The organism is Sorangiineae bacterium MSr11367, assembly GCA_037157805.1.
In the GTDB taxonomy this organism is placed as follows: Bacteria; Myxococcota_A; Polyangia; order Polyangiales; family Polyangiaceae; genus Pendulispora; species Pendulispora rubella.
In genome coordinates this window covers 240,333-263,656 of sequence record CP089983.1, presented here as the reverse complement: position 1 = coordinate 263,656, position 23,324 = coordinate 240,333, and the positions used below count along the sequence as shown (strand labels likewise).

The following is a 23,324-nucleotide window of genomic DNA, read 5'->3' as shown; positions in this document are numbered from 1 at the left end:
TCGGAACAGCCCATTGCGCCAAAAAGCGTCCCGATAGGCAGGACGAATCGAACGAAACGCGCATATCGTTTTGCAGTCCGAGGCACGTGTGAACGGCACAACGTCATGGTCATCCCTCCTGGAACAAGGCGATTGTCGGACAGAACCCTGGCAGAAACACCAGCGATCTCCCGAAAGACAACGTTGTCACTTCGAGGCGGTGCGACTTGGCTCTGGCCGGGATGCACTATGGTTTATTTTCCCTTCGCCCGCATGCCTTTCCGACCAAGAAGCGAGAGTTCTAACTGGTTGGCGTTTCCGACCAGGCGAACGATCTCGTCGAACCGCCAAGGCGCCAAGAGTACATCGATCCATCTCGGGGTCCTTGGCGTCTTGGCGGTTCGCTCAGGCAGTGTGAACCGGACAATTCCCCCGCATCGAGGTTACTAGCGTGAAATTCGAAATAAGCGCCGTGCCGCGCGCGGTGCGCGTGGGCTTGGTGGCCCTGCAGGTGGTGGCCATCGCGAACGCGCTCTATTTGGTCCAGCACATCGTGACCGATGTCCTCGAGGGCACGCAAACGGCGCCGCCGCGCGCCGTGGCGATGGGGCTCTTCTTCTTTTCGGGCGTGCCCTGGGTCGTCGTCTCATGGGTGAGACGCATCTTGGCCGGGACGCTCGAAACGAATGATACGCATATCATCCTATCATTGCGTCGGAGCCGTCTGGAGATACCGATCGCATCGGTGAAGGCCATTCGACCGCTCGTAATCCCTCTTCCGCGGCCAGGGTTCGAGGTCGATATGCAGTCGGGGCATCTTTTTCGGTATCGACTCCTCGCGAGCGAACCGGGGCCTCTGCTTTCCATGCTCGCGCAGTATGTCGGGGCCGCGCGCACGGCCTTGAAGTCCCCCGCGATCGCCTACGCGGATGCCAAGTGGAAGCACACGTGGCGCCGTCGCGCCGTGGCCCTGGTGAAGTGGGGACTCTATCCGCTGGTCCTCGCGGTGCTCCTTTTTCGGCTGGATCAGTACATCATGTTCGGGGGAGCCTTCGGCCAGTATTACCTTCAAGGCCTCGCGCCGTACCTGCAATCGTTCGTCACCTATTGGGCTGCGTCGGCGAGCTACCTCGTATTGTACGCCGTCGTGGTGCGCCTGGTGGTCGAGCCGCTGGTGTTCGCGGCGACGTGGCCGCTCGCCGCGCACGCGGGCCTCCTGCGCAAGCTCGGCGAAGGAATCTGCCAATTCGCCTACTTCGTTTTGGTCCCCGCGTTGGTCGCATTCCGTTTGCTCAATTGAGCCAGCAGCACCTCGATCAAGGCCCACGACGCGAGAAGGGGGCCGAGCCATGGTGCGAGCAGGACCGCCGGGGCGAACGCACGCGTGCCCGTGGCGACGCTGGCGGTCACGATGCGGCGCTCGTTCCAACCCGCGGTGGCCAGCCAATCGCCCGCAGGCGAGATCACCGCGGAAATGCCCGAGTTGGTCGAACGAACCTGCGGCAACCGCGTTTCGATGCTGCGGAATGCGGCCGACACCAAGTGCAGACGCGGCGCACGCTCGTCCGGGAACCACGAGTCGTTCGACAAGGTAACGATGAGATCTGCACCGCGCCGCGCCGCCTGGGCCACGAACGACGTGGAGAGCGCGTCGTAACAAATGAGCGGAAGCGCCGACAGCCGCCGGCCATCGCGCAAGGTGATGCCGACGACCTCCGGCCCGGGCCCCGTATCCCAATGCCCCACCCATGGCAGGCGCGCGCGAAGCCACTCCGAGTCGAGCAGCGCGGGCACCCGCTCCGTGAATGGAAAGAGCAAGCTTTTGCGATAGGCGCGGACCGCCGGCTTTTGCGCCGCGGCCTCGACGAAGAAGGCCGCATTGTATTCGTGGCCCGCGGAAGCATCGTACGCCCCAAAGACGACGGGCGTGCCCCGCCCCGCGGCAAACGAGAGAATCTCCGTATCGAAGGCCGCCCCAGCCTCCGACTTGGGCGAGCCGAACGTCGTCGGGTACACGGTCTCTGGCCATACGATCAGATCCGGATTCCCGTTTCGACGGAGATCGTCGGACAGCGCAACATGCTCGTCGAGGATGTACCGCACTGCCTCGAACGCCCCGCGATCGGCCCGCAGCTTGTCGTAATTGGTAATATTGGCCTGCACCACGCCAACCACGGTCGCGGGGCCCTCGTCCCTCGACTGCGCACAGCGCATCCATCCGTATCCCATGTCCAAGCCCACGAGACCAAGCGCGGCAAGTGCATACCGGCGCGCCTCGGGCTTTCGCGAAATGGCCTGGGCCACCGCCTCGTTCACGAGGAGCAGCATCCACGTCAGCCCGTGCACCCCGACCAGATCGGCGCCCTGCCGCAAATACCGCGACGGATAGAGCCCCAAGCCCAGGGTGTCGAAGAGCAACTTGCTCGCCAACAGCTCGGTCGCCACGTACGCCGCCGCCGCCGCGAGCACGGCCCGCGCGCGCGCCGCACCCAACAGATGCCGCACCAGCGCGTACGTCAGAAACTGCGGCTGCAGAAACGGCGCGGCCACCAGCAACGCGAGCCACGGCCACACCGACGACGATGCCCCCGCATACCGCTCGAGGGTCTCGGGCAGCCACGGGAACACGGCCATGGACACCGCCACGCTCATGGCCAAACCCGCCCCGAGGGCCTGCCCGAGCGACCGCACCCGGTTCAGCGCGAGCAACCAGGGCACGAGCGCCACGAAGCCCAACACGAACCATGCGCCCGTCACCTGCGCATACAGCGCCAGCAACACCGCCGACAGCACCGCCCCGGCAGCGATCTTCATCGCGGACCAGCGTCCGCGTACGCATCCTCCGGCACTTCGAGCCGCTCCATGGGCATCCCCGGAGGCGCCAGCTCCGGCGGCACGATGCGATCCTCCGGAATCGGAATGGGATTCCCGTGCGGATCGGCCGGTTTGTAATCGGGATGAAACATCAGAATCGCGCGAAGCATTTCGCCTTTGTCCGTCGTTTGGTAATGCCGCATGTACCCGCTTGGAAGCTGGAAATCCTCCGGCACCACCAACCCGACCTTGATGCGCTTCGTCCCGGGCGGCGGAAAGGCTGCAAGGCCCTCACGCGGCGCCCCGGCATCTTCCTGCACGCGCTCTTCTTCCGTCGATTCAGGCTGCACGGCCATGGGCTCCCCAGGATGATTCGCTCGCCATCGAGCCACGGCCTCCGAGCTCGGCGACGCGGCCACCTCCGATGGCGGCGGCGTCTCGGCACCGCGCGAGCGCCATGCCAGCGCGGCCACGAGCCCTGCCAACGCACACACGGCCAAAAGCCAAGGCCAGCGCGACGCCGGCGCGCGCGGCAGCTCGGTTTCGATCACACCATCGCGATCGACCGAGCGCCGGCGCGCCTTGTTCGGGGACGAATTACGGGCTTGCAGGGTTCAACAACGAATGCGCCCAGCCGGCGCGCTCGTGACCATATTTGTTGTAGATCGGATTCTTACCATTGACGATCTGGCTGCCCGAGTACTCCGGTGCGCCCGAGCCGGTGCCCGTACCGCCGAAGAAGCCGACGTAAATCGTCGATCCTGAGAACGTCGGGTGCGTATTGTCCGACAGCAGATAGTCGTAGCTGGTGCTCGGATCGGCAAGGTGGCCGTTCGCATCGCGCAGCGTCGGCTTCAGGGTCGACGAGATGCGGGCCACGTATTGATCCTCCGTCTCCGTGGCCGACCAGCGCAGGGCTTCCGAGTCGATCTGTCCGTCGTTGTTCGAGTCGTAATCGGCCCCCATGAACTCGGCGAACGAATCGACACACTTGAAGCCGTTCTTGCGGGCAAAGTCACACGCGCGGAAGTTGCTGCGCGCGAAGTACGGCAAGAAGCGATCGCGCTTGTTGATGGTCGCCCCGTTCACGGTGCACGACGACTGCGAATTGTCGGCATCATAGCCCGGGTAGTAGAGGTTCATGATCATCTTGACCTTGGCCGCCGTCGCATACTGATTGATGGCCTGCATCCCCAGCTCTTGGTACTTCGTGCACTGGGAAAGCGCAGTGTCGAGCACACCGAAGTCACAGGCCCCGGACTGCCCGACGAAGTTGCTGCGCGCCTGCAGGAAGTCGTTGCCGCACATCTCGAAGGCCACCACCTTGGCCGACGACGACTGCATGTACGACTTCTCACCGACGATCTTGTCGTTGTAGATAGCGTCGGCCCTTGCGCCCGACTTGGTGCGGCGAATCACTTCGATGTCGGTCCCCCAGGCATTGGAGAGGTACTCCCCCTGCACCCAAGTGGCCGCGCGCTTGGAGACGTCGGACAAGCTTCCCTGGTACCCCGCGTAAATCGAATCGCCATACGCAACGACCTGGTACTTGGTCGACGTATTGGGACGGTCGATCGTCCACGAGGAATTCTGTGTGATGGTATTGGCCATGGCTTCGCCGCTGAACAGAAGCAAGCCGAGCGTCAATACGATGTGGGTCCAATAGCGAAAGGTTTTGGCGTTCACGGCGATCTCTGTCTCCTTCGAGTAGGCAGTAGGCGACGCTGCGAAACTCCTCGTGCGGAATGCACGGAGCGCCAGGGGATGCCACTGGTGACATTCCGTCAAGGCGAAACCGAGAACGATCGCTTCCCGCGCAACCGATGAGGCGACGCGCCGCAGCAGCATCGTGACAATTGCGCTTCAGACGCGTCATTCCCGCGCGGCGCGCGTCGATGCAGCTGCAACAATCCAGCGCCGCCGTGCAACCGGGCCCCCTTCCTCTTTAATAAGGAGGAGGTCCCGAGGATGGCTGGGACGCCAGATTTCTAACGACGGAGCCCCACGAAGTCCAGATTCCTATTTACAGAAATAAGCATCCTCACTGTCGCCCCTGGCATCCTAAAAGTCACTTTCGAATACCTTGACCCGCAACCATCTTACGCGCAGCTCGCCAGGGAAGGGCGTTTTCCTGGCACGGAAGAAAATACACGAACCCACAGCGCGAGCGATTATCGCTCGAGTCACGACATCATAAAACGCATGAAGTGACTGCAATGCACCTCGGCACTGCAGTGAGGAGGCGGCGTGCGTATCCGTATTCGTGGAACTACTGAGTCGTTCTCGTAGACGGCGTGGCATTCTTGCGCTGTTACGTGACTGACTTCTCACATTACTAACCCTCTGATACGAAAACAAAACGCCCAGTTGTTTTAATGGAGCGAACTCATGAAGAAGGTTTCTTCGAAGTGGAGCCTGGTGGCACTGGTTATCGGCACGATGGTGGCGGCCGGCTGCTCAGCAGGATCTGGATCAGACGACAGTCGGATGGGCGGGGACGAGAATACCCAAACTGAGGATTCGACTCTTGCCCTCGTGAATGGACACGTGACCAATTTTGGTAACGGAAGCACGGAATGGGGTCTCGCAGGCGCGAAGACCGTCGAGCAGACGAAGTCGGTACGAATTTCGTCCATCGATGCTGCGACCGGCGCACTGACCTCGTTGGTCGAAGGTGTCATGAAGGGTGATGGCTCCTTCTCCATGAAGGTCCCATTCAACAGCAACTGGCTCATCGTCGACGCACTCGACGCATCGGGCAAAGTCATCGGCTCCTCCATCTTGGAGGGGACACTGAAGGCAGCCGGCAAGATCTTCGTCGCCGCACCCATCTCGACGCAATCGTCGATTCACGCGAAGGCATTGATCGATATCGCCGCCACCCTGAAGGGTTCTGCGGAACTGAGCGCCCACGCAGCCGCCTATGTACGGGCCATGCTGGACGCTGACATCTCCGCGGCCGTCGCCGTGGCGGTGGCCGCCGGGGCCGACCTTCACGCCATCATTCACGCCGTAGCCAAGTCGGCCTTCGTCGCCCATCGCACGGAGCTGATCTCGCTAAGGCAAAACGGCATCAACATCGACTGGAATGGCCTCGAAGCGCTGACGCACGCGGCAACCCAGGCCGTCAACCGAACCATGGATGCGAATGGTTGCGGGTGCGGCGGCGGTGGTGGTGGTGGCGGCGGTGGCGGTGGCGGATCCATCGGCATCGGCGGCACGATCAACGCGGCGATCAACCTCTCGTTGACGCTGGTGGCGAGCCTGGATGCGGCCCTGGATGCTTCGGCGGATCTGTCGGCCGAACTGCGGGCACGCGTTCACGCGGCGGCGAACCTCGCCTTCCGCGCGACACTGGACGCATCGCTCAAAGCGGCGCTCAGTGGGGCCGTCGACGTCAAAGGTGCGCTCTTCACGACCGTCAAGGCAGCTGCCGCACTCGAGGCAAGCCTGTCGGCGAAGTTGCTGAGCGATATCGTCCACTCGTGCGGATGCGGCAGCCCAGGCGATGTGCACTTCGATGCAACATTGAGTCTGGTGCTGAAGGCATCGACGAACCTCGTGACCTCCATCTCGGCGGCGGCGAGCCTGGACGCGATCGTCAAGGCACACCTCGACTTCGCCGCAGCCATCACCGGCTCGTTGACCGGCAGCGTGAATGCCGACGTCAAAGGAGTCATCGCCTTGCTGGTGAACGCGGTCGGAGGCCTCAACCTCGCTCTGAGCGCGGTGGTCGATGCATCGGTGGCGGCCAATGCCAAATTGGACGTCGACCTCAAGGCGGCACTCTCGGCGGTAGCGAAACTGAATATCGACGGGAGCGCCAAAGCGGCGGCGGATCTGGATGCGGCACTCGGCCTGGTGGTGAAGGCCTATGCGAATGCGTCGGCCAACTTGAAGGCCTCCGGCATCGCCAAGCTGACGGCGGCGGGGGCGACCAGCGCCCAAGCCAATGCCGTCGTCGACCTGATCTCGGTGGCGTCGACCTCGTTGAAGGATGTGGCCAGCTTCAGCGTGAAGTAATCATGGCCGAATGGTCTCCGGCCCCACCCGGGCCGGAGACCCATCCGTAACTCACCACCATCGCGTCACCCCGCGATGGTGAACTTTCCCTGAAGAGCAAGTCGGCACCCTCCGACTTGCTCTTTTTTTATTTGGATAAGCGCGCAGCCTCCCCGCGGGGGAATTCGTGATAGCCTCGCCAATCATGGCCATCCGCGAGCACGTCACCGACTTCTACGGGAAAACGGTCGTCCCTTTTCAGCCCGGGGAGCCGATCGATGCTGCCAATGCTCTGCGCATCGCCGTCGACTATGACGAGCAGCAGGAGGGAAAGAAAGTGACCCACCTGCTCGAAGCACTGCTCGATACGCCGGGGTCGGTGCATATCGAGGCGCTGATCATCGGTCCATGGGATTTCGACAGCTCCGAAGACTCGTCGGATGTGATCGCCGCACTGGTCGCCGCGGCACCGCGCCTGCCCAAGCTGGCGGCCGTCTTCGTCGGCGAGATTACCTTCGACGAACAGGAGATCTCCTGGATCCAGCAGAGCGATGTCGCTCCGCTCCTCATCGCCTATCCGCACCTTCGCGAACTGCGCGTGCGCGGTGGAGGCGGTTTGCGCTTTTCGTCACTGGCCCATCGAAGCCTCACGCACCTGGTCGTCGAGGCCGGCGGCCTCCCGCGCGAGGTCGTGCTTGCCGCCGGCACGGCTGACCTTCCGGAACTCGATCACCTCGAGCTGTGGCTCGGCACGGACAATTACGGGGGCAACGCCAAAGCAGCGGATCTCGAACCCATTCTCGAGGGTTCGCGCTTTCCCAAATTGCGCTATCTCGGGCTGCGCAATGCCCAAATGGCCGATTCGGTGGCCGCAGCCGTGGCCGCCGCGCCCATTCTCTCGCGGCTGCGGGTGGTCGACTTGTCGTTGGGGGCGCTGGGAGACGAAGGCGCGAAGGCGCTCCTTGCCAGCGCCGGCATAAGCCGGCTCGAGCGGCTCGATTTGCATCACCACTACATTTCGCCCGATGTGCAGGCCAAGCTCGCCGCCCTCCGGCCGGTGTTGGTCGATCTTCACGACGGGAAGCACGGCACCGAGGACGATGACTATCGGTACTGCGCCGTCTCGGAGTGAATGCGTCGTCATCGGCAGCCCAGGGGACGAGCGCATCGAGCGCTTTCAATCTGCCGTGCAGCGCCGCGGATGGCCGCAGCCCACCGTCGTTTCATACCGTGAACTAAGCGAGCACGGCCCCGGCGCACTCGCGGCCCACGTGCGCTCGGGCACCTTGGTTCGCATCGAGTCGCCCGGTTCGAGCTTCGAATCGTTTGCCGCATTGGTGCGCGCCGGCGGCGGCACCCACGACGAACCTCTCGCCTTCGAGCGCGGACGATTGCGGCACGTCCGAGCGTGGTACCTCGGCCTGTGCCGTGTTCTGCAGGACATCGCGCCCCTGCTTCCCGCGGGGCGCACCATGGGCCATCCGTCCGACATTGCCTGCATGTTCGACAAGCGGCATTGCCATCGCCACTTGATGTCCCACGCGGTTCCGGTGCCGCCGGCTTTTCCCGCGCCGGACACGTTCGAGGCGCTGCTCGTCAGGATGCGCGAGCAAGGCATGCCGCGCGTCTTCGTCAAACTGGCGCATGGCTCCAGCGCCAGCGGCGTCGTCGCGCTTCACGCCGATGCGCGCGGAGTCCACGCCCTCACGACGGTGGAGCGCTCCGGTTCCAAATTGTACAATTCGAAGCGCCTCCTCTTTTACCGCGATGTGCGCGCCCTCGCGGCCATCTACGAAACCCTCGCGTGCGAGGGCCTGCACATCGAAGCGTGGCTGCCCAAAATTGGCCTGGACAACCGCCCCGTCGATTTACGCATCCTGGTCATCGCCGGGCGGGCCCGGCACGTCGTCGCGCGGGCGGGCCACGGTCCAATTACCAATTTGCATATCGGCGCGCGCCGGGCCGACCCCGAGCGATTGCGCGCCAAAATAGGTGACTCGGCCTGGGCGCGCGCGGTCGCCACCGCGGAGAAGGCCTCGAAGACATTCCCCAACAGCCTCGCCGTCGGCGTCGATCTTTTGGTGGAGCCGGATCCTCGCCGCATCGCCGTGCTCGAGATGAATGCCTTTGGCGACTTGCTCCGCGGCGCTCTGCACGACGGCGAAGACCCCTACGAGGCCCAGCTCACGGAGATGGCCCCATGCTGAGGATGAACACCATCGTGGGCACCCACGACATCGTCCTGGTGACATTGGATACCCTTCGCTACGACGTCGCCAGCCGCGCACTCGCCGCCGGCCGCACGCCGAACTTCGCCGCACGGCTCGGCCCCAAAGGCTGGGAAGAACGCCACTCGCCCGGCTCGTTCACCTACGCCGCGCACCATGCCATCTTCGCCGGCTTCTTCCCCACCCCCGCACGACCCGGCCGGCACACACGCCTTTTCGCACTTCGATTCGCACGGAGTGAGACGGTCGGCCCCGAGACGTGCGTGCTCGACGGCCCGGACATCGTCTCCGGACTCGCTGCGCGCGGCTACCACACCGTCTGCATCGGAGGGGTCGGCTTCTTCAGCAAAGAGAATCCCCTGGGGAGCGTCCTTCCCGGCCTGTTCACCGAGAGTCATTGGTCGCGCGCCTTCCATGTCGGCGAACGCCGCTCGTTCGAGCATCAAATCACACTCGTCGATCGCCTCACCCGCGACCTTCCGCCCGACCGGCGCCGGCTGCTCTTTCTCAACGTATCGGCCATTCATCGACCGAATCATCATTACCTTCCCGGCGCGCGCACCGATTCCATCGAGACACACGGCGCCGCATTGGAATACGTGGACACGCATCTCCCTTCCCTCATGGCCATTCTGGAACGCCGCGGCCCCACACTCGTCATCTTCATGTCCGACCACGGTACGGCCTACGGCGACGACGGCTACCGGGGCCACCGCATCGCGCATGCTTCGGTGTGGACGGTACCTTACGCGGAGGTGCTCCTGCCGTGACGCTCGCCCATCGATTCCTGCGCAATCCGTACCAGAGTTACGTCTACGCCTATCCGCACAAGACGGCGTATCGCATGTTGCCAGCCCCCATCGCACTCGACGAGGCGTGGGCCTCCGAGCGGCGCCATGCGGGCTTTCTCTACGTGCATATTCCCTTTTGCGAGATGCGCTGCGGCTTTTGCAACCTTTTCACCCGCGCGCGCCCCCAGGCCGAACTCATCACCGCCTACCTCTCCACCCTGGAGCGCCAAGCCACCCGCGTTCGTGACGCCATCGGCCCCATACATTTCGCTCGCCGCGCCATGGGCGGTGGCACCCCTACCTTCCTCGACCCGCCCGCGCTCCATCGCATCTTCGACGTCATGGATCACACCATGGGCGCTCGGGCAGGTCTTCCCACTTCGGCGGAAACGTCACCGGAAACGGCCACCCGCGAGCGGCTTGGTGTCCTTCGCGAGCGCGGAGTGGACCGCATCAGCATTGGCGTTCAATCGTTCCTCGACGCCGAGGCGAAACACTTATTGCGGCCACAGCGCGCCACCGCCGTGCGAGGCGCCCTCGAGCGCATCCGCTCGGCGGGATTCCCCACGTTGAACATCGATTTGATGTACGGCATTCCAGGCCAGAACCATGCCTCGTTCGAGGCCAGCCTCCGAGCGGCCCTCGAATACCATCCCGAGGAAATCTACCTTTATCCTCTTTACGTGCGCGCTCGCACCGGCTTGGAGCGCCACGCGGGTGTCGAGCCGGACGACACCCGACTTGCCCTCTACCGCCACGGCTGCGCATTCCTCGCCGGCGCCGGATATGAACGTATCTCCATGCGCATGTTTCGCGCACGCAACGCCCCCTCCTCCAATGGCCCCGTCTATTGCTGCCAAACCGACGGCATGGTCGGCCTTGGGTGCGGCGCGCGCTCCTACACCACCCGACTCCACTACTCCGATGAATACGCCGTCGGCGCGCGCGGGGTGCAAGAGATCCTCGAGGCCTACGTCGCCCGCACCGACGACTCGTTCTCCGAGACCCGCTATGGATTCGTTCTCGACGATCGCGAGCAACGGCGTCGCTTCGTCATCCTCTCGCTTCTCGCCGACGGTCTCGATGCTCGGGCGTACGCCATGCGATTCGGTGGCGACGCCGAGCACGACTTTCCCGAACTCGCCGAACTCGTCGCCCATGCGCTGGCCGAGCGCCAGACGGACGCTCGGTGCCTCACCCTGACGAACGCGGGCGTCGAGCTTTCCGACGCCATTGGTCCCTGGCTCGCGTCGCCGGAAGTGCGCTCCAAAATGGCACTCTACGTACTCCGATGACGAGCCTCGAGCACCTGAGCATCTTGTACCGCGGTCCGCTATCGAGTTGCAACTACGGCTGCACGTATTGTCCATTCGCCAAACGTCACGAATCCGCCGCCGAACTGGAGGGCGACCGCCGCGCACTCCGGCGGTTCGTTGCATGGTGCACGCAGCCCGATCGCTCCTATGCGATCTCCATTCTCTTCACACCATGGGGAGAAGCGCTGGTTCACGCGGCTTACCGTGATGCGCTCGCCATATTGTCGCACGCGAGCCACGTCCGGCGCGTGGCCATCCAAACGAACCTCTCGTTTTCACCCGATTGGTTGCACGCCTGCAACCTTTCCCGGCTCGCCCTGTGGGTGACGTACCACCCCACGGAGGTGCGTACGGATAGCTTCCTCTCCCGCTGCCGCACCCTCGTCGAAAAGGGAGTGCGCTTTAGCGTTGGCGCCGTCGGAGTCAAAGAACATCTTCCACGCATCGAGGATCTACGACGCCAATTGCCCCCCGAAGTTTACCTATGGGTCAACGCCGTAAAGGAGCTCGGCCGGTATTACGATCCCGTGGACCTCGCGCGAATCACGGCGATCGACCCGCTTTTCGGCATAAATGTGACCAATCATCGTAGCCGTGGCCGTGCATGCCGGACCGGCTCCTCGGTCATTGCCGTGGACGGTGAAGGGACCATCCGTCGCTGTCACTTCGTCGACGAACCACTGGGAAACCTGTACGAGGCCGATTTCGAATCGCGCTTGTCCGCCCGGCCGTGCCCCAAATCCGTATGCCGCTGCCACACCGGCTACGTGCACCTCGAACATCTCGATCTCGACACAGTCTTCGGCGGCGGCGCCCTCGAGCGAATCCCTCTACTTTAAAGCGGCCGACCTCGCCGGGCTCGTCTCCCTCCAATCGAATGTCGGTTGGGTAGCGAAAGCCGCCAAATAGAGCAAAAGCTGCACAAGTCGACCGACACGAAATTGTCGTTGCGTAATCTTCTACCGAAACGACACCGTCACCTTGCAAATCGTGCAACGGATTCGTGCGTGCACCTGGTCGCGAACGGCAACTGACAATCAGGAAAGATGACGATGATCATCTAACTCCAACACCACCATGGTCCATCCTACCTGGTAACGGGTTTGGCCAGGGGAAGCCGCACACCATATTGCAACGGTAATTTGCCTGGATTTCGTAACGAATTGCTCCTGCCCGAATACAATGCTCGGCACGAGGGGCGATGGCGTCGTAGAAAACTGCGAGCCCAAGCGCCTGTTTGAATGGACTCGGAATGTAGAAATGAATTACTCAAAACGTATGTCAAAAAATCTTCAAGCCGCTATCCGTCAGCTCGCCGAGAACTTTGCCGAAGGACTCCTTCAGGCCGCACGCTCCGCCTCGCTCGAGGAGATTCTGAATGGAGATGCGGGAGGGTCCGCCCGCCGATCGCCCGGTCGGCCTCGCAAAACTGCAACGAAGCCCGAGCCGGTGGTGGTGGCAAAGCGCGGACGTCCTGCCAAGCGTGGCGGAGCGAGCGCCGATGCATCACTGGATCGTTTGGTCGACGTTCTTCGTAAGAACCCCAAGGGCCTTCGCTCCGAGGAGCTCCGCTCGCAGCTCCGACTGGAGAAGATCCCGTTTCGTCAAGCCGCCGCGAAAGCGCTCGAGGCGAACCTGATCACGCGCACGGGTGAGAAACGCTCGACGACGTTTTATGCCAAGTAAAGGCTAAAACCGCTCCACGAACGGCTCGCACGCGAGCCTGGGCTGCTGAGGCTGAGGCTGAGGGGGAAGAGGGGTAGAATCGCACCGGCGTTGGTGCCCGTCTCTGGCCACTCGTGATAAGCGAGGAAGGCATGTGGACACGAGCGCTATGTGCTGGGGCGGTTCTCGGGATGATCGCGTGCGCCTCCAAACCGGGGCCCGAAATCGCATCGTCGGCGACGCAAGCTACGTACGCCGAGGTGTACCCCGGGGAGCTGCAGGCCATCGGAAGCGGCTTTTCGCAAAGCGAGGGAGAAATCCAGCGAATCGCTGGCGAAATGCCGCGCTACCCCGACGATTTCAAAAAGGCGCCGGATTGGAATGCCGTCCAATCGATCTACGAGCGGGCTGATGAGGCGGGTAAGAGCTACGCCTACGCCGAACGTCATCGCGAAGTAGAAGGCGCCCGTACTTTTTTCGAGGCCGAACAATCGGACATTGCGAAAAAAGTGAGCTGGAGTTGTCAGTACGCCGCGAAGCAAAAAAATTGTGATGTCGAGTTGGGTGGGGTTGCGGCCCACGCTCTGAAAGAAGGGGTCGACACCCAACTCGAAAAGCGGCTACGCAGCGCCAACGAGGCGCACTTAATCATCGAGCGCTACCGCGAGGTGCTTGGCAAAGACAACGTTGCCACGCTCGAGAAGCAAGCCGACGACATCAGCTACGCGAGTTATCTGGTCCATATCGAACTCGTCGAACGCAAACTGCGCCTCGATCGCATGATCGAAGATGCCGCCCAGGTTCAGAGCACCGCCGATGCGTTCATCGAGTCGGAGCGTAACTTCCAGAAGGAACCCGGTCGCACCGATGCGGAGAAGAAGGCGAGCGAAGCGCGCGTCGCCGATATGGTTCGCAGCAAGACGACGCTCGAGTCCTCGAAGAAGCAAGCGAGCGATCTTCAAAAGCGAACCGAGGACCGTATCAAGGCCGCCAAGAAGACATATGCCGACGCGGTGACCGCGCTCAAAGAGAAGGTCCGCACCAAGCTGCCGACGACAACGACGGCCAAATAACGCTGCGTCCGATGGCTCGTCCCGGTCTGGTGAACATGTCTCAGTCGATCCGCGGCAGCGGGACGAAGCCGGCGAGTCCGGCGCCCTTGTCCGTCCTTCGTGCGAGGATCGCCAGGCGTCGTGGCGATCCATTTCTCCTGAGCCTCACATTGCACCGGTCCCGCCGGTTTTGTCTCGCTGCCGCCGTCCTCGCACCGCGAAGACGCGAGATCGGTACGTCCTTTTGACAGCCACGCCAGTCGTGCGCACACTCCTGACCGGTGCCACGGGTCTCCTCGGCAAGGCGCTTCTCTCGAAGCTCGAGATTGCGACCGTCCTCTCTCGAAATCCGGATCGCGCGAGGAACGAGTTCGCGGCATCGGGAGGATCCATCCCGGAAGTCTACAGCTGGGATCCGACGGCGGGTCCCGCGCCCGCCGAAGCGGTGCGCGGCGCTGACGTGATTTTCAACTTGGCCGGCGAACCCGTCGGGGGGCGATGGACGGCGGAAAAGAAACGCCGCATTTACGACAGCCGTGTGCTCGGCACACGCAATCTCGTAAGCGCGCTCACTGCAGCATCGTCCATCGATGCAAAGCCTCGCGTCCTCGTTTCGGCATCGGCGGTCGGCTACTACGGAGACTGCGGAGATGATGAGCTCGATGAAAGCGCACCCAACGGGGGCGACTTTCTCGCGGGAGTCTGCGCGGATTGGGAGCGTGAGGCCATGGCCGCACGCGGGCCTGGACTCCGCGTCGTCTGCGTTCGCATCGGCCTGGTCCTCGCTGCCAAAGGTGGCGCCCTTGGGCGAATGATCGGACCTTTCAAGATGGGCGTTGGCGGACGCCTCGGCGATGGCAAACAGTGGTGGCCATGGATCCACGTCGACGATGCGATCGGCATTTTGCTTCACGTGAGCCGCAAGAAGGAGCTCTCCGGACCGGTGAATGCCGTGTCACCCAATCCCGTTACCAATGCGGAATTCACCGAGGTCCTCGGCAAAGCCATCCGTCGTCCGACGATTTGCGCAATGCCAAAAATGGCACTTCGCATTGCTCTCGGCGAATTCAGCGACGCCGTTCTCTTCTCGCAGAGAGCCTTTCCTGCGGCGGCCAAACGAAGCGGATACGCGTTCGAGCACGAAAATCTTCCCAGCGCTCTCGCCTCGTTGGTCTAATCCAAAATGCTAATGGCCAGAGCGAAACATTCCGTGAAGGAAATTCGATTTCTCAGTTCGAAATCTTTCCGAATCGCTCTCGATTTCTCAGCCGTCTTGGCTTAGAGAAATAGCCGGTTGCAGGGAGGCTTCGTCGTCGAACGAAGCCGTGTAGGGAGGCTTCGTTGTCGCGGCAGATTCACAGCCGAGTAGTAACTCGTTATTTCGGTGAAGTTTGGAATCAGGGGCGTGTCGAGCTACTCGACGACCTGCTGCATCCAAATTACATCAATCATCCGTCCGCACTGCCCGGTCAACCGGCCGGACCGGAGGGGTTAAAGCGCGTGATCTTGGCCATGAGAATGGCCTTTCCCGATCTCCGCTACGACGTCCGGGACGAGCTACACGATGGAGATCGTGTAGCGGTGCGCGTCGTCAAACGCGGAACGCACGAAGGAAATCTGTTCGGGATCGCGCCCACCGGGCGACGGATCGAGATCGAACAGATGCAGATCGAGCGTTTCCACGAAGGGAAAATTATCGAACACTGGCGCACGACCACCATGTCGAACGAGGAAAAGGATAAGTACCTCGCTCTACAGGAGCGCCTCTCCACGGCCGATCCTGACTGCCTTACGCGCAGCGGCAACGAGTTCGTGATCGCGATGGTCCTTCAGATCGTGCAAGAGCTCGCTGAAGGCCAGAAAGAAGCAGCACCGGGTTGTGACCCGTTCGTCGTGGGGCAGCAGCTGGCCAACTTCCTGTTGCCCTCGCCTCCGTCGTCCACGGAGCTACCCGGACGCGTGCGGGAATGCCTGCGGGCGGCATTCTCCCACGACGCCAATGGCGGCACCAACGGCAGCAATGGTGGTGTCAACGGCAACCCGGAGATGCGGGATGTGGCACGCACCCTCGGGGTGAGCCCACGCACCTTGCAGCGCCGGCTGCAGCAAGTAGGAAGCAGCTTCACACACGAGGTCGATTGCGTGCGGCGCGAGCTCGCATGCCAATACCTCGCGGATACGAACCGTCCCTTGGGTGCCATTGCACTTCAACTGGGGTTCGGCGAAGTGGGCTCGTTTTTCCGCACGTTCCGGCGTTGGACCCAAACGTCCCCCCGCCGATTCCGTCTGCACCACACCCCGCGCGTGGCCAGCGTCTAGAAGAACGATAAAACAGGGAGACGGGAAGACGGGGAGCCAAGCTCTCTCCGACTCCCCGCCTCCCTGTGATTCTTTAATGAAACAGCACGATGGCGGCCGTGGGCACGTCGATCGAACCGGCCGGTGCTCCAAGGCGTCCGGTCGATGGGTCGCGCGGTAGCCACGACACCTTGCCCGAGCGCTGATTGGATATGTACATCCAGCGTTCGTCGGGGCTGAAGGTGAAGTGTCGCGGCCAAATACCGCCAGAGGTCACCGTGCCGAGGAACTCGAGACGCGCTCCTGCGTCCTGCACGGCGAAGGTGGCGATGCTGTTCTCGCCGCGATTCGAGGCGTAAACGAATTTGCCGTCGGATGACACGGCAATTTCACCGGGGTAGTTCGGCGGATCGTTCTTCGCGACCGAATTGACGGTCTGCCCCAATTGCAGCGAGCCGCGCGATGCGTCCCACGTACCCACCGTGACCACGGGGGTGAGTTCGCCCAAGATGTACGCGTACTTTCCCGACGGATGAAAGGCGAGGTGCCGCGGTCCCGTCTTCACGGGCAAGCTGACTTGACCTTGCTTGCTCAACTTGCCGGTGCTCGCATCCAGCTGGTAGACGAACACCGCGTCGGCGCCCAAATCGACCGAGAGGATCCACTTGCCGCTCGGATCGAACACGATTTGATGTGCGTGCGCCTCCCGGGTAGTGCCCGTCTGCTTGACCATGTCGGTCGATTCACCGATACGACCATCCGGCTGAATGCGATGCACGGTTACGGCTCCGTCACCGTAGTTGGCCGTGAGTAGATAGCGGCCGCTCGGATCCAACGCGACATGGCAGGGCAACGTGCCGCGGCTCGATTGCGCGTTGAGAACCTTGGGCTGCGACGGATCGGAAATATCCACCGCGGACACCTTGCCTTCACCCGGCTCGGTCTCGTTCGTGGCGTAGAGGAACTTGCGATCTTTCGACTGCACCAGGAACGACGCCTTGGGAAGGTTGGGCCCCTGCCCCGCCACCGCGAGCGCGCCGTTCGCGACCTCGCCGGTTTTCGACGGCGTAGCAAGCGTGAGACCGTTCGGCTCTCCGTAACTTCCAATGAAGATCACGCCTGCACCTCCCACGGCTTTCGTCTGTGCCGTCGTTTGCGCGGAACCTTCCGCGGCGGCGAGCGACGACGAGCTCTTGCAGCCCAACAGCGCACCACCGAATAGAACGGCGGTCAGCGCACCGGCGAACGCACGACGTTTGACGAGCCCACGCACACCCAGAGACCTATCGTCGGACATGGCGCATCTCCTCTGTCTTATCCTTCGTAATGGATCTTGACGAATTCGGTCCGGGTTACATCACGAGACGCCCCGCGGTGCCACGACAAACTATGCCGGCGGCGGACTAACGACCTACAGCGTAGCCCTGCATGCCACGCGGATTGGCGGCTGCGCGCAGGAGGCCGTCGAGCGGGTTGCGCGACACCGCTGACAATCGCCCGAGCGACCAAGGGCCGGCGTCGATCACACGGTGCTTGCGCTGGCGGAGCTCATCCAACGCGGCCGCGCCCAACCTCGATTCGACGACCAATTCGCCCGGTTGCCAATAACGCGGGTAAAACGAACTAGGAAATGCCGACGAATGCCAGGCGGGCGCATCGATGGCTTCCTGCAGGTTCAATCCACCCACCATGTGGCCGAGCCAGAAGCAAAGCTGCCATTGGTCCTGCTGATCGCCGCCCGGCGTACCGAACGCGATGCGCGGCTGCCCATCCCGCAGGGCCAGCGACGGAGAGAGCGTGATGCGCGGGCGGCGCCCCGGCTTCAGCGCGCTCGGGAGATGCGGCTCGAGGCAAAACATCTGCGCGCGACTTCCAAGGCAGAATCCGAGCGAGGGGATCCACGGCGAGGACTGCAGCCACCCGCCCGAGGGCGTGGCCGAGATCATGTTGCCGCGCGCATCCACCACGTCGATGTGCACCGTATCGCCGCGCACCGTTCCACTGCGCGCCACCGTGGGATCGCCCAGCGCGCCCGCAAGTGCCACGTTCGCGCGCTCCGCGCCCGTGGCGTAGGCCGGAAGCACGGGCGCGCGCCCATCCGGCGAACCGGGACGTAGCTCCAACGAGGCGTCGGCTCCGACGAGGGCGCGCCGTTCGGCGGCATATTCGCGCGAGAGCAAGGCCGCCAAGGGAACGCTGGGGTCGTCCCCGTACCACGCTTCGCGGTCGGCAAAGGCCAATTTTGCGCACTCCGCGGCGAGGTGCACGGTCTCCGCCGTGGGGATGCCGTTCACGTACCGGAGGCGGTCGGCGAACCCCTCGAGCAACCGCAATTGTTGCCCCAGCACCGGTCCTTGCGTCCACGCCCCGCACTTGACCAAGGTCCACCCGCCAAAGTCCACGCAGATGGCATCCTCGAAGGACGCTTGCCACGCGGCCATGTCCTCGCTGGTGACGACCCCCGCGTGGTTTCGCCCCGAGTCGTCCCGAAAGGCCTGACGACAGAAAGCATCCACTTCCTCGGCGATGAAGCCGCGCGACCATGCACGCCGCGCCGCCTCGATCTGGTTCTCGCGGTCGGATCCGGCCGCCTCGGCCTCCACGAGGAGCCGTTCCCATGTATCGGCCAGCACCGTGTTGGCGAAGCGTGTACCCGGGGCAGGTGCCGCCCCGCCGGGCAGCCAATGCGCCGCCGACGTCGGCCAATGCGCGGAGAACAACTCGGAGACGGCCTCGATGGTCTCGGTGATGCGCGGCACGATGGGAAAGCCATGCCGCGCGTACGCGAGGGCATAGCGGAGCACCTTGCGCAGCGGCTTCGTGCCGTAGTCGCGCAGGAGGATCATCCAGCCGTCCCACGCTCCGGGAACCGTGGCCGCCAGAAGGCCGCTGCCGGGAATCAGATCGAGGCCGAGGCCGCGGTAATGCTCGATGGTGGCGCCGGCCGGTGCGACGCCCTGCCCGCAGAGCACGCGCGGCCTCGCGTCGCCCTCGGCGAAAAACACGGCGGGCACTTCACCGCCGGGCCCATTCAAATGCGGTTCCACGACCTGGAGCACGAAGCCCGCGGCCACCGCCGCATCGAAGGCGTTGCCGCCCTCCTCCAGCATCGCCATTCCCGCCGCCGACGCCAGCCAATGCGTGGAGGCGACCATTCCATGTGTGCCAATCAGCTCGGGACGGGTGGTAAACACGTCCCGAGCGTAGCGCGTTTTTCGACGGGGTGGCTTACGGAGCGCCGAGCGGGCTCGGGAGCAGCCACACGTCGTCCGCCTTCACGTAGGCCACGCGGTGACCGAATTGAATCTGGTAATATCGAGTATCGCCTTTGACCACCACGTGATTCGCCGGGTCGAAGGTGGTTGCCCACAAGTACTCCGTATCGGCGAATTGCCCCAGGGAGTAACGCTGACCGGCCGGCAGTGAATACTGGAGCGGCACGATGGCTTGCGGGGTGATGTTCGCGGGGTAAGCCTCCGCCTCGGGGTACGCGCGGCCGAACACCGGAATGGTGTCCTTGCCCTGCTTCGGCGTCACGACGAAGCCAACCGCAGGAAGCGCGCTGGGATTGCTCTTCGGGTTGTAGAACCAGCCCTTCTGACCGAGGTACCAGATCGCGGTCCAATCGCCGCTCTGATCGGCCACGGCGTACTGCTGCCCCGTCGAAGCGCGGCTGCCGATGTCCGACACGCGCATCGTGCTCACACCGTCCGGCGGATGGAGCGCGACGTCACGAAGCAGCGGCGCATCCTCCCGCGGCTCGGTGTGGAGCACCACCGACGACGAACTTCGCGCCGGGCACGGATCGGCGGGGTGCTTGCTGTCGCATCCGAAGAACGCCGGCTTGTTGGTCGCATAGTTCGGTTTGATCGTCACCAACCCCGAATGGTCCCCTCCGGTCGGGCGCAGCGGCGCACCGAGAAGGTCGAAATAGTGCGACCAATCCCAATACGGCCCGGGATCCCAATGCATGCCCCGCACGGTGGCCGGCGTCGTGCCCTGCACGGTGTCGTGCCCGAGAATGTGCGCGCGGTCGAGCGGGACGCCATAACGGAAAGCCAGATAACGCACCAACTTGGCCGAACTCCGATAGAGCGCCTCCGTGTACCAGGTGCCCAGCGCCGCGAAGCCCTCGTGCTCGAGGCCAATGGACTTGGCATTCACGTACCAGTTGCCCGCGTGCCAGCCGACGTCTTTGCCTTTCACGTGCTGCGCCACGTGGCCGTCCGAGGAGCGCAAGGTGTAATGCCAGCTCACGTAGGTGGGATCCTGCACGAGCTGCAGCGCCGTCGGATAGTACCCTTCGGTGTCGTGAATGACGATGTACGAGACGCGCTGGCTGTTCGGGCGATCGGCCAAATCGTGATTGCCGTAATCGCCGCCGCCCAAGTCTTGATACGGCGCGGGAATCCACTCGCAACCGAGCGACGGCGGACACTCCGCCTCGCCCTGCACCGTCTCGCGCAATCCGAGCGCATCGACCTGCGCCCGCTGCGGCTGCACCGCGGTGGGGGCCAGGGCGATCTGCTGGCCATCGTCGGTCGTGCGCTGCACGCCTTCGGCCAAGGTGGCAAACACCTCGTCGGCGAACTGACGCGCCGCCGCCGTATCCGTCGCACCGCTGTAGCGGGCCACGGCGCCGTACCAATCCGCCGGATCCGTGCTGCCCGCGCGCACTTTGCCCGCGGCCACGAGCTCGCGCTGGTACTCGGCGAGCAACGCCGCACCGCCGCGCAGATTCTGCTCCGCATCGCCGCGCAGCGTTTCCTTGTCCACCCCCGTCAACTTGGCGGCCAGGTCGGCCGTCTGCAGCGCGGGCATGTCCACCGGAGTGCCCGGGCGCTCGGCACGAGACCACGGGCGCGCTTGGTCACCGCGCGGATCGTCCGCGCCATCGCCGTGCGAGAACGATTCGACGGCCTGGAGATCCGTCAAATGCATCGGGCCGTAGCCGGCACTGCGACTCGGCTGCCCCGCATTGGTATCCCATCGTGATTCCAAGTAAGAAACCGCGAGCAGCACACTTTCCGGCACACCGTATTCCTGCGATGTGCGGGTGAACGCTTGCTGCCGCGCACCGCTCGATTGGGTGTCAGACGATTCGGGCAAACCCGCCTGACAACCAAGAGCCAGAACGCAGAGGACCGACCCGTGGATAAGGATTCGTCGCATCGGGACACGGTACTCGCGAGCTCGACAATTCCGGAACCTTATTGAAGGGCCTTCCGCATTAATGTCCTAGCTCGACCGAATGGTTCAGATAAGACCACTTCAGTACCAGTGGAGGGTTCCAAATAGGGCACAACGACGATGTCCGAATTACGTACGGCGCGTAGCATCATGCCAATTGTTCATGCTTGCTAGAATAGAGAAATGGGCGTTCCCTAGCGGCAATGGCCCCGACCTCTCGCGCATTTTCCGTCCCGCTCTGTGTGCTCGCCGCCGCCGCAGTCACGGCAGCGTGCTCGCCGGGCGCCGACACCGACGTAAACCCCGTAGCCAACGAGGATAACAGCTCCGTTCAGGAACAGGAATTGGCCGCTGCCATTGGCCTCGACAAGGTGATTCCTTCGCCGGTATCCGTTCAATCCAAATCTGAACAAGAATACACACTAACGCGAAATACCGTGGTGTACACGGATCCCAATTCGCAAGATGCGGCACGCGTTGGCGAATACCTCGCAGGGCTGCTTCGTCCCGCCACGGGGTATCCGTTCACGGTGCGTCCCGCCAGCGGGGTTCCGAACTCGGGCATCGCGCTCCTGCTCAGCGGAGCGAACGGCAGCGTGGGTGCTTCGGGCTACGAGATCGACGTGAACGGATCGCGCGTGCTGGTGCGCGCCAAGACGGGTGCGGGGCTGTTTGCCGCCGTGCAGACGTTGCGGCAATTGCTACCGGTAGCCATCGAGAATTCGACGGTCGAAAATGCATCGTGGAAGATCGCGGGCGGGCACATTCTCGACTATCCGCGCACCGATTACCGCGGGGGCATGCTCGACGTGGCCCGCCACTTCTTCCCGGTGTCCACGGTGAAGCGGTACATCGATCACCTCGCGCGCTACAAGCTCAACTACTTCCATATCCACCTGGCCGACGACCAGGGCTGGCGCATTCAGATCGATTCGTACCCGCGGCTGGCCACCTATGGCGGGAGCACGCAGGTGGGCGGCGGTCCGGGCGGCTATTACACCAAGGCCGAATACACCGACATCGTGAATTACGCGGCCGCGCGTTACATCACGGTGATACCCGAAATCGACATGCCCGGGCACACCAACGCAGCCTTGGCCTCGGTTCCCGAGCTCAATTGCAACAACCAGGCGCCCCCGCTCTACACGGGCACGGACGTCGGGTTCTCCTCGTTCTGCATGGACGAGGCGCACCGCGCGGTCGTCACGAAGTTCATCGACGACGTGGTGCGCGAGCTGGCCGCGCTCACGCCGGGACCGTACATCCACCTCGGCGGAGACGAGGCGCACAGCACGCCGGAGGCCGATTACATCGCCTTCGAGAAGCGGGTATTCCCCATCGTGGCGAAGTACGGCAAACGGATGGTGGGCTGGCACGAGATCCTCAAGGCCACCCCCGATACGACGGCGCTCCCGCAATACTGGGGAACGACCCCCGACGACGCCAACGTGAAGGCAGCGGCCCAACGCGGAATGAAGTTCCTCGTCTCGGCGGCCAACAAGACGTACTTGGATATGAAGTACGACCAAAATACACCGCTCGGCCAAGATTGGGCCGGTCTCATCGAAGTGCGCGATGCCTACGACTGGAACCCAACGGCCTACCTGACGGGGGTATCGAGCAGCCAAATCGCCGGCTTCGAGGCCCCGCTCTGGACGGAAACCATCACGAAACTGGCCGACATCGAATACATGATCTTCCCACGCCTCCCCGCCCTCGCCGAGCGCGGTTGGTCCCCGGCAAGCCGCACCTGGAGCGACTTCCGCACCCGCCTCGCCACCCACAGCCCCCGCTGGAAGAAGGCCAAGATCACGTATTACCCGTCCCCACAAATCGCGTGGCCGTAAACGGCTAAGAGAGAGAATTCACAGGAAGACGGGAAGACGGGAAGGTTTTTTGGTTTCCATTTGGCCCAATGGGGCCATCTGGAAACCCAAACAAGCGTTCCGCGCTGCGCGTGCCGAAACCCCTTCCCGCCTTCCCGTCTTC

18 protein-coding genes are annotated in these 23,324 nt (G+C 63.3%); 12 read left to right on the top strand and 6 right to left on the bottom strand.

Annotated elements, in window-relative coordinates:
• Nucleotides 1–430: 430 nt before the first annotated feature.
• Nucleotides 431–1,279, top strand: a complete 849-nt coding sequence (locus LVJ94_01095) for a hypothetical protein (GenBank protein WXB05858.1) — start codon at nt 431–433, stop codon at nt 1,277–1,279.
• Here LVJ94_01095 and lnt read toward each other — a convergent pair.
• Genes lnt through LVJ94_01080 form a run of 3 tightly spaced genes read right to left on the bottom strand, consistent with a single transcriptional unit; the run spans nt 1,231 to nt 4,404 of the window.
• Nucleotides 1,231–2,793, bottom strand: coding sequence for an apolipoprotein N-acyltransferase (gene lnt / locus LVJ94_01090; protein ID WXB05857.1), 1,563 nt, complete (start codon nt 2,791–2,793; stop codon nt 1,231–1,233). The two genes, LVJ94_01095 and lnt, sit on opposite strands and share 49 nt — an antisense overlap.
• Nucleotides 2,790–3,344: a hypothetical protein gene (locus LVJ94_01085; protein ID WXB05856.1), complete on the bottom strand. Its 555-nt coding sequence runs from the start codon at nt 3,342–3,344 to the stop codon at nt 2,790–2,792. The genes lnt and LVJ94_01085 overlap by 4 nt, the downstream gene beginning before the upstream one ends.
• A gap of 46 nt (nt 3,345–3,390) precedes the next feature.
• Nucleotides 3,391–4,404 (bottom strand): SGNH/GDSL hydrolase family protein, encoded by a 1,014-nt coding sequence (locus LVJ94_01080; GenBank protein ID WXB10833.1) that lies wholly within the window; start codon nt 4,402–4,404, stop codon nt 3,391–3,393.
• Between the two features lie 936 nt (nt 4,405–5,340).
• Here LVJ94_01080 and LVJ94_01075 point away from each other — a divergent pair.
• The 10 genes from LVJ94_01075 (at nt 5,341) to LVJ94_01030 (ending at nt 16,166) form a co-directional block, all read left to right on the top strand.
• Nucleotides 5,341–6,816: a hypothetical protein gene (locus LVJ94_01075; protein WXB05855.1), complete on the top strand. Its 1,476-nt coding sequence runs from the start codon at nt 5,341–5,343 to the stop codon at nt 6,814–6,816.
• 184 nt (nt 6,817–7,000) lie between these two features.
• Nucleotides 7,001–7,927, top strand: coding sequence for an STM4015 family protein (locus LVJ94_01070; GenBank protein ID WXB05854.1), 927 nt, complete (start codon nt 7,001–7,003; stop codon nt 7,925–7,927).
• Complete coding sequence (locus LVJ94_01065) at nt 7,896–9,002, top strand: STM4014 family protein (protein WXB05853.1); 1,107 nt, start codon at nt 7,896–7,898, stop codon at nt 9,000–9,002. Before LVJ94_01070 ends, LVJ94_01065 begins: the two co-directional genes overlap by 32 nt.
• A complete protein-coding gene (locus LVJ94_01060) occupies nt 8,996–9,793 on the top strand; it encodes an STM4013/SEN3800 family hydrolase (protein WXB05852.1) in 798 nt (265 codons plus the stop codon). The genes LVJ94_01065 and LVJ94_01060 overlap by 7 nt, the downstream gene beginning before the upstream one ends.
• Nucleotides 9,790–11,109: an STM4012 family radical SAM protein gene (locus LVJ94_01055; protein ID WXB05851.1), complete on the top strand. Its 1,320-nt coding sequence runs from the start codon at nt 9,790–9,792 to the stop codon at nt 11,107–11,109. The genes LVJ94_01060 and LVJ94_01055 overlap by 4 nt, the downstream gene beginning before the upstream one ends.
• Nucleotides 11,106–11,969 (top strand): STM4011 family radical SAM protein, encoded by an 864-nt coding sequence (locus LVJ94_01050; GenBank protein WXB05850.1) that lies wholly within the window; start codon nt 11,106–11,108, stop codon nt 11,967–11,969. Before LVJ94_01055 ends, LVJ94_01050 begins: the two co-directional genes overlap by 4 nt.
• Before the next feature lie 343 nt (nt 11,970–12,312).
• Nucleotides 12,313–12,816 (top strand): hypothetical protein, encoded by a 504-nt coding sequence (locus LVJ94_01045; GenBank protein WXB05849.1) that lies wholly within the window; start codon nt 12,313–12,315, stop codon nt 12,814–12,816.
• 131 nt (nt 12,817–12,947) lie between these two features.
• Nucleotides 12,948–13,868: a hypothetical protein gene (locus LVJ94_01040; protein WXB05848.1), complete on the top strand. Its 921-nt coding sequence runs from the start codon at nt 12,948–12,950 to the stop codon at nt 13,866–13,868.
• A 241-nt stretch (nt 13,869–14,109) separates the two neighbouring features.
• A complete protein-coding gene (locus LVJ94_01035) occupies nt 14,110–15,024 on the top strand; it encodes a TIGR01777 family oxidoreductase (protein WXB05847.1) in 915 nt (304 codons plus the stop codon).
• 164 nt (nt 15,025–15,188) lie between these two features.
• Entirely contained in the window at nt 15,189–16,166 is a 978-nt protein-coding gene (locus LVJ94_01030) for an ester cyclase (GenBank protein ID WXB05846.1), read from the top strand.
• 73 nt (nt 16,167–16,239) lie between these two features.
• Here LVJ94_01030 and LVJ94_01025 read toward each other — a convergent pair whose 3' ends face one another.
• The 3 genes from LVJ94_01025 to LVJ94_01015 all read right to left on the bottom strand — a co-directional run bounded on the left by LVJ94_01025 (nt 16,240) and on the right by LVJ94_01015 (nt 21,317).
• The gene (locus LVJ94_01025) at nt 16,240–17,442 is read right to left on the bottom strand and encodes a lactonase family protein (GenBank protein ID WXB05845.1); all 1,203 of its coding nucleotides are present in this window, start codon (nt 17,440–17,442) and stop codon (nt 16,240–16,242) included.
• Between the two features lie 106 nt (nt 17,443–17,548).
• Nucleotides 17,549–19,339, bottom strand: a complete 1,791-nt coding sequence (locus LVJ94_01020) for a gamma-glutamyltransferase family protein (protein ID WXB05844.1) — start codon at nt 19,337–19,339, stop codon at nt 17,549–17,551.
• A gap of 34 nt (nt 19,340–19,373) precedes the next feature.
• A complete protein-coding gene (locus LVJ94_01015) occupies nt 19,374–21,317 on the bottom strand; it encodes an N-acetylmuramoyl-L-alanine amidase (protein WXB05843.1) in 1,944 nt (647 codons plus the stop codon).
• 221 nt (nt 21,318–21,538) lie between these two features.
• Between LVJ94_01015 and LVJ94_01010 the strand changes: the two genes are divergently transcribed.
• Nucleotides 21,539–23,182, top strand: a complete 1,644-nt coding sequence (locus LVJ94_01010; GenBank protein ID WXB05842.1) for a beta-N-acetylhexosaminidase — start codon at nt 21,539–21,541, stop codon at nt 23,180–23,182.
• The last annotated feature ends 142 nt before the right edge of the window (nt 23,183–23,324 follow it).

What these genes read in the sequence shown, in the direction of transcription:
- LVJ94_01065 (WXB05853.1), top strand. Translation starts at nt 7,896, where the DNA reads ATGACTATCGGTACTGCGCCGTCTCGGAGTGAATGCGTCGTCATCGGC.
- LVJ94_01080 (WXB10833.1), bottom strand. Translation starts at nt 4,404, where the DNA reads ATGGCCAATACCATCACACAGAATTCCTCGTGGACGATCGACCGTCCC.
- LVJ94_01040 (WXB05848.1), top strand. Translation starts at nt 12,948, where the DNA reads ATGTGGACACGAGCGCTATGTGCTGGGGCGGTTCTCGGGATGATCGCG.
- LVJ94_01015 (WXB05843.1), bottom strand. Translation starts at nt 21,317, where the DNA reads ATGCGACGAATCCTTATCCACGGGTCGGTCCTCTGCGTTCTGGCTCTT.
- LVJ94_01070 (WXB05854.1), top strand. Translation starts at nt 7,001, where the DNA reads ATGGCCATCCGCGAGCACGTCACCGACTTCTACGGGAAAACGGTCGTC.
- LVJ94_01045 (WXB05849.1), top strand. Translation starts at nt 12,313, where the DNA reads ATGCTCGGCACGAGGGGCGATGGCGTCGTAGAAAACTGCGAGCCCAAG.
- lnt (WXB05857.1), bottom strand. Translation starts at nt 2,793, where the DNA reads ATGAAGATCGCTGCCGGGGCGGTGCTGTCGGCGGTGTTGCTGGCGCTG.
- LVJ94_01025 (WXB05845.1), bottom strand. Translation starts at nt 17,442, where the DNA reads ATGTCCGACGATAGGTCTCTGGGTGTGCGTGGGCTCGTCAAACGTCGT.
- LVJ94_01010 (WXB05842.1), top strand. Translation starts at nt 21,539, where the DNA reads ATGGCCCCGACCTCTCGCGCATTTTCCGTCCCGCTCTGTGTGCTCGCC.
- LVJ94_01060 (WXB05852.1), top strand. Translation starts at nt 8,996, where the DNA reads ATGCTGAGGATGAACACCATCGTGGGCACCCACGACATCGTCCTGGTG.
- LVJ94_01050 (WXB05850.1), top strand. Translation starts at nt 11,106, where the DNA reads ATGACGAGCCTCGAGCACCTGAGCATCTTGTACCGCGGTCCGCTATCG.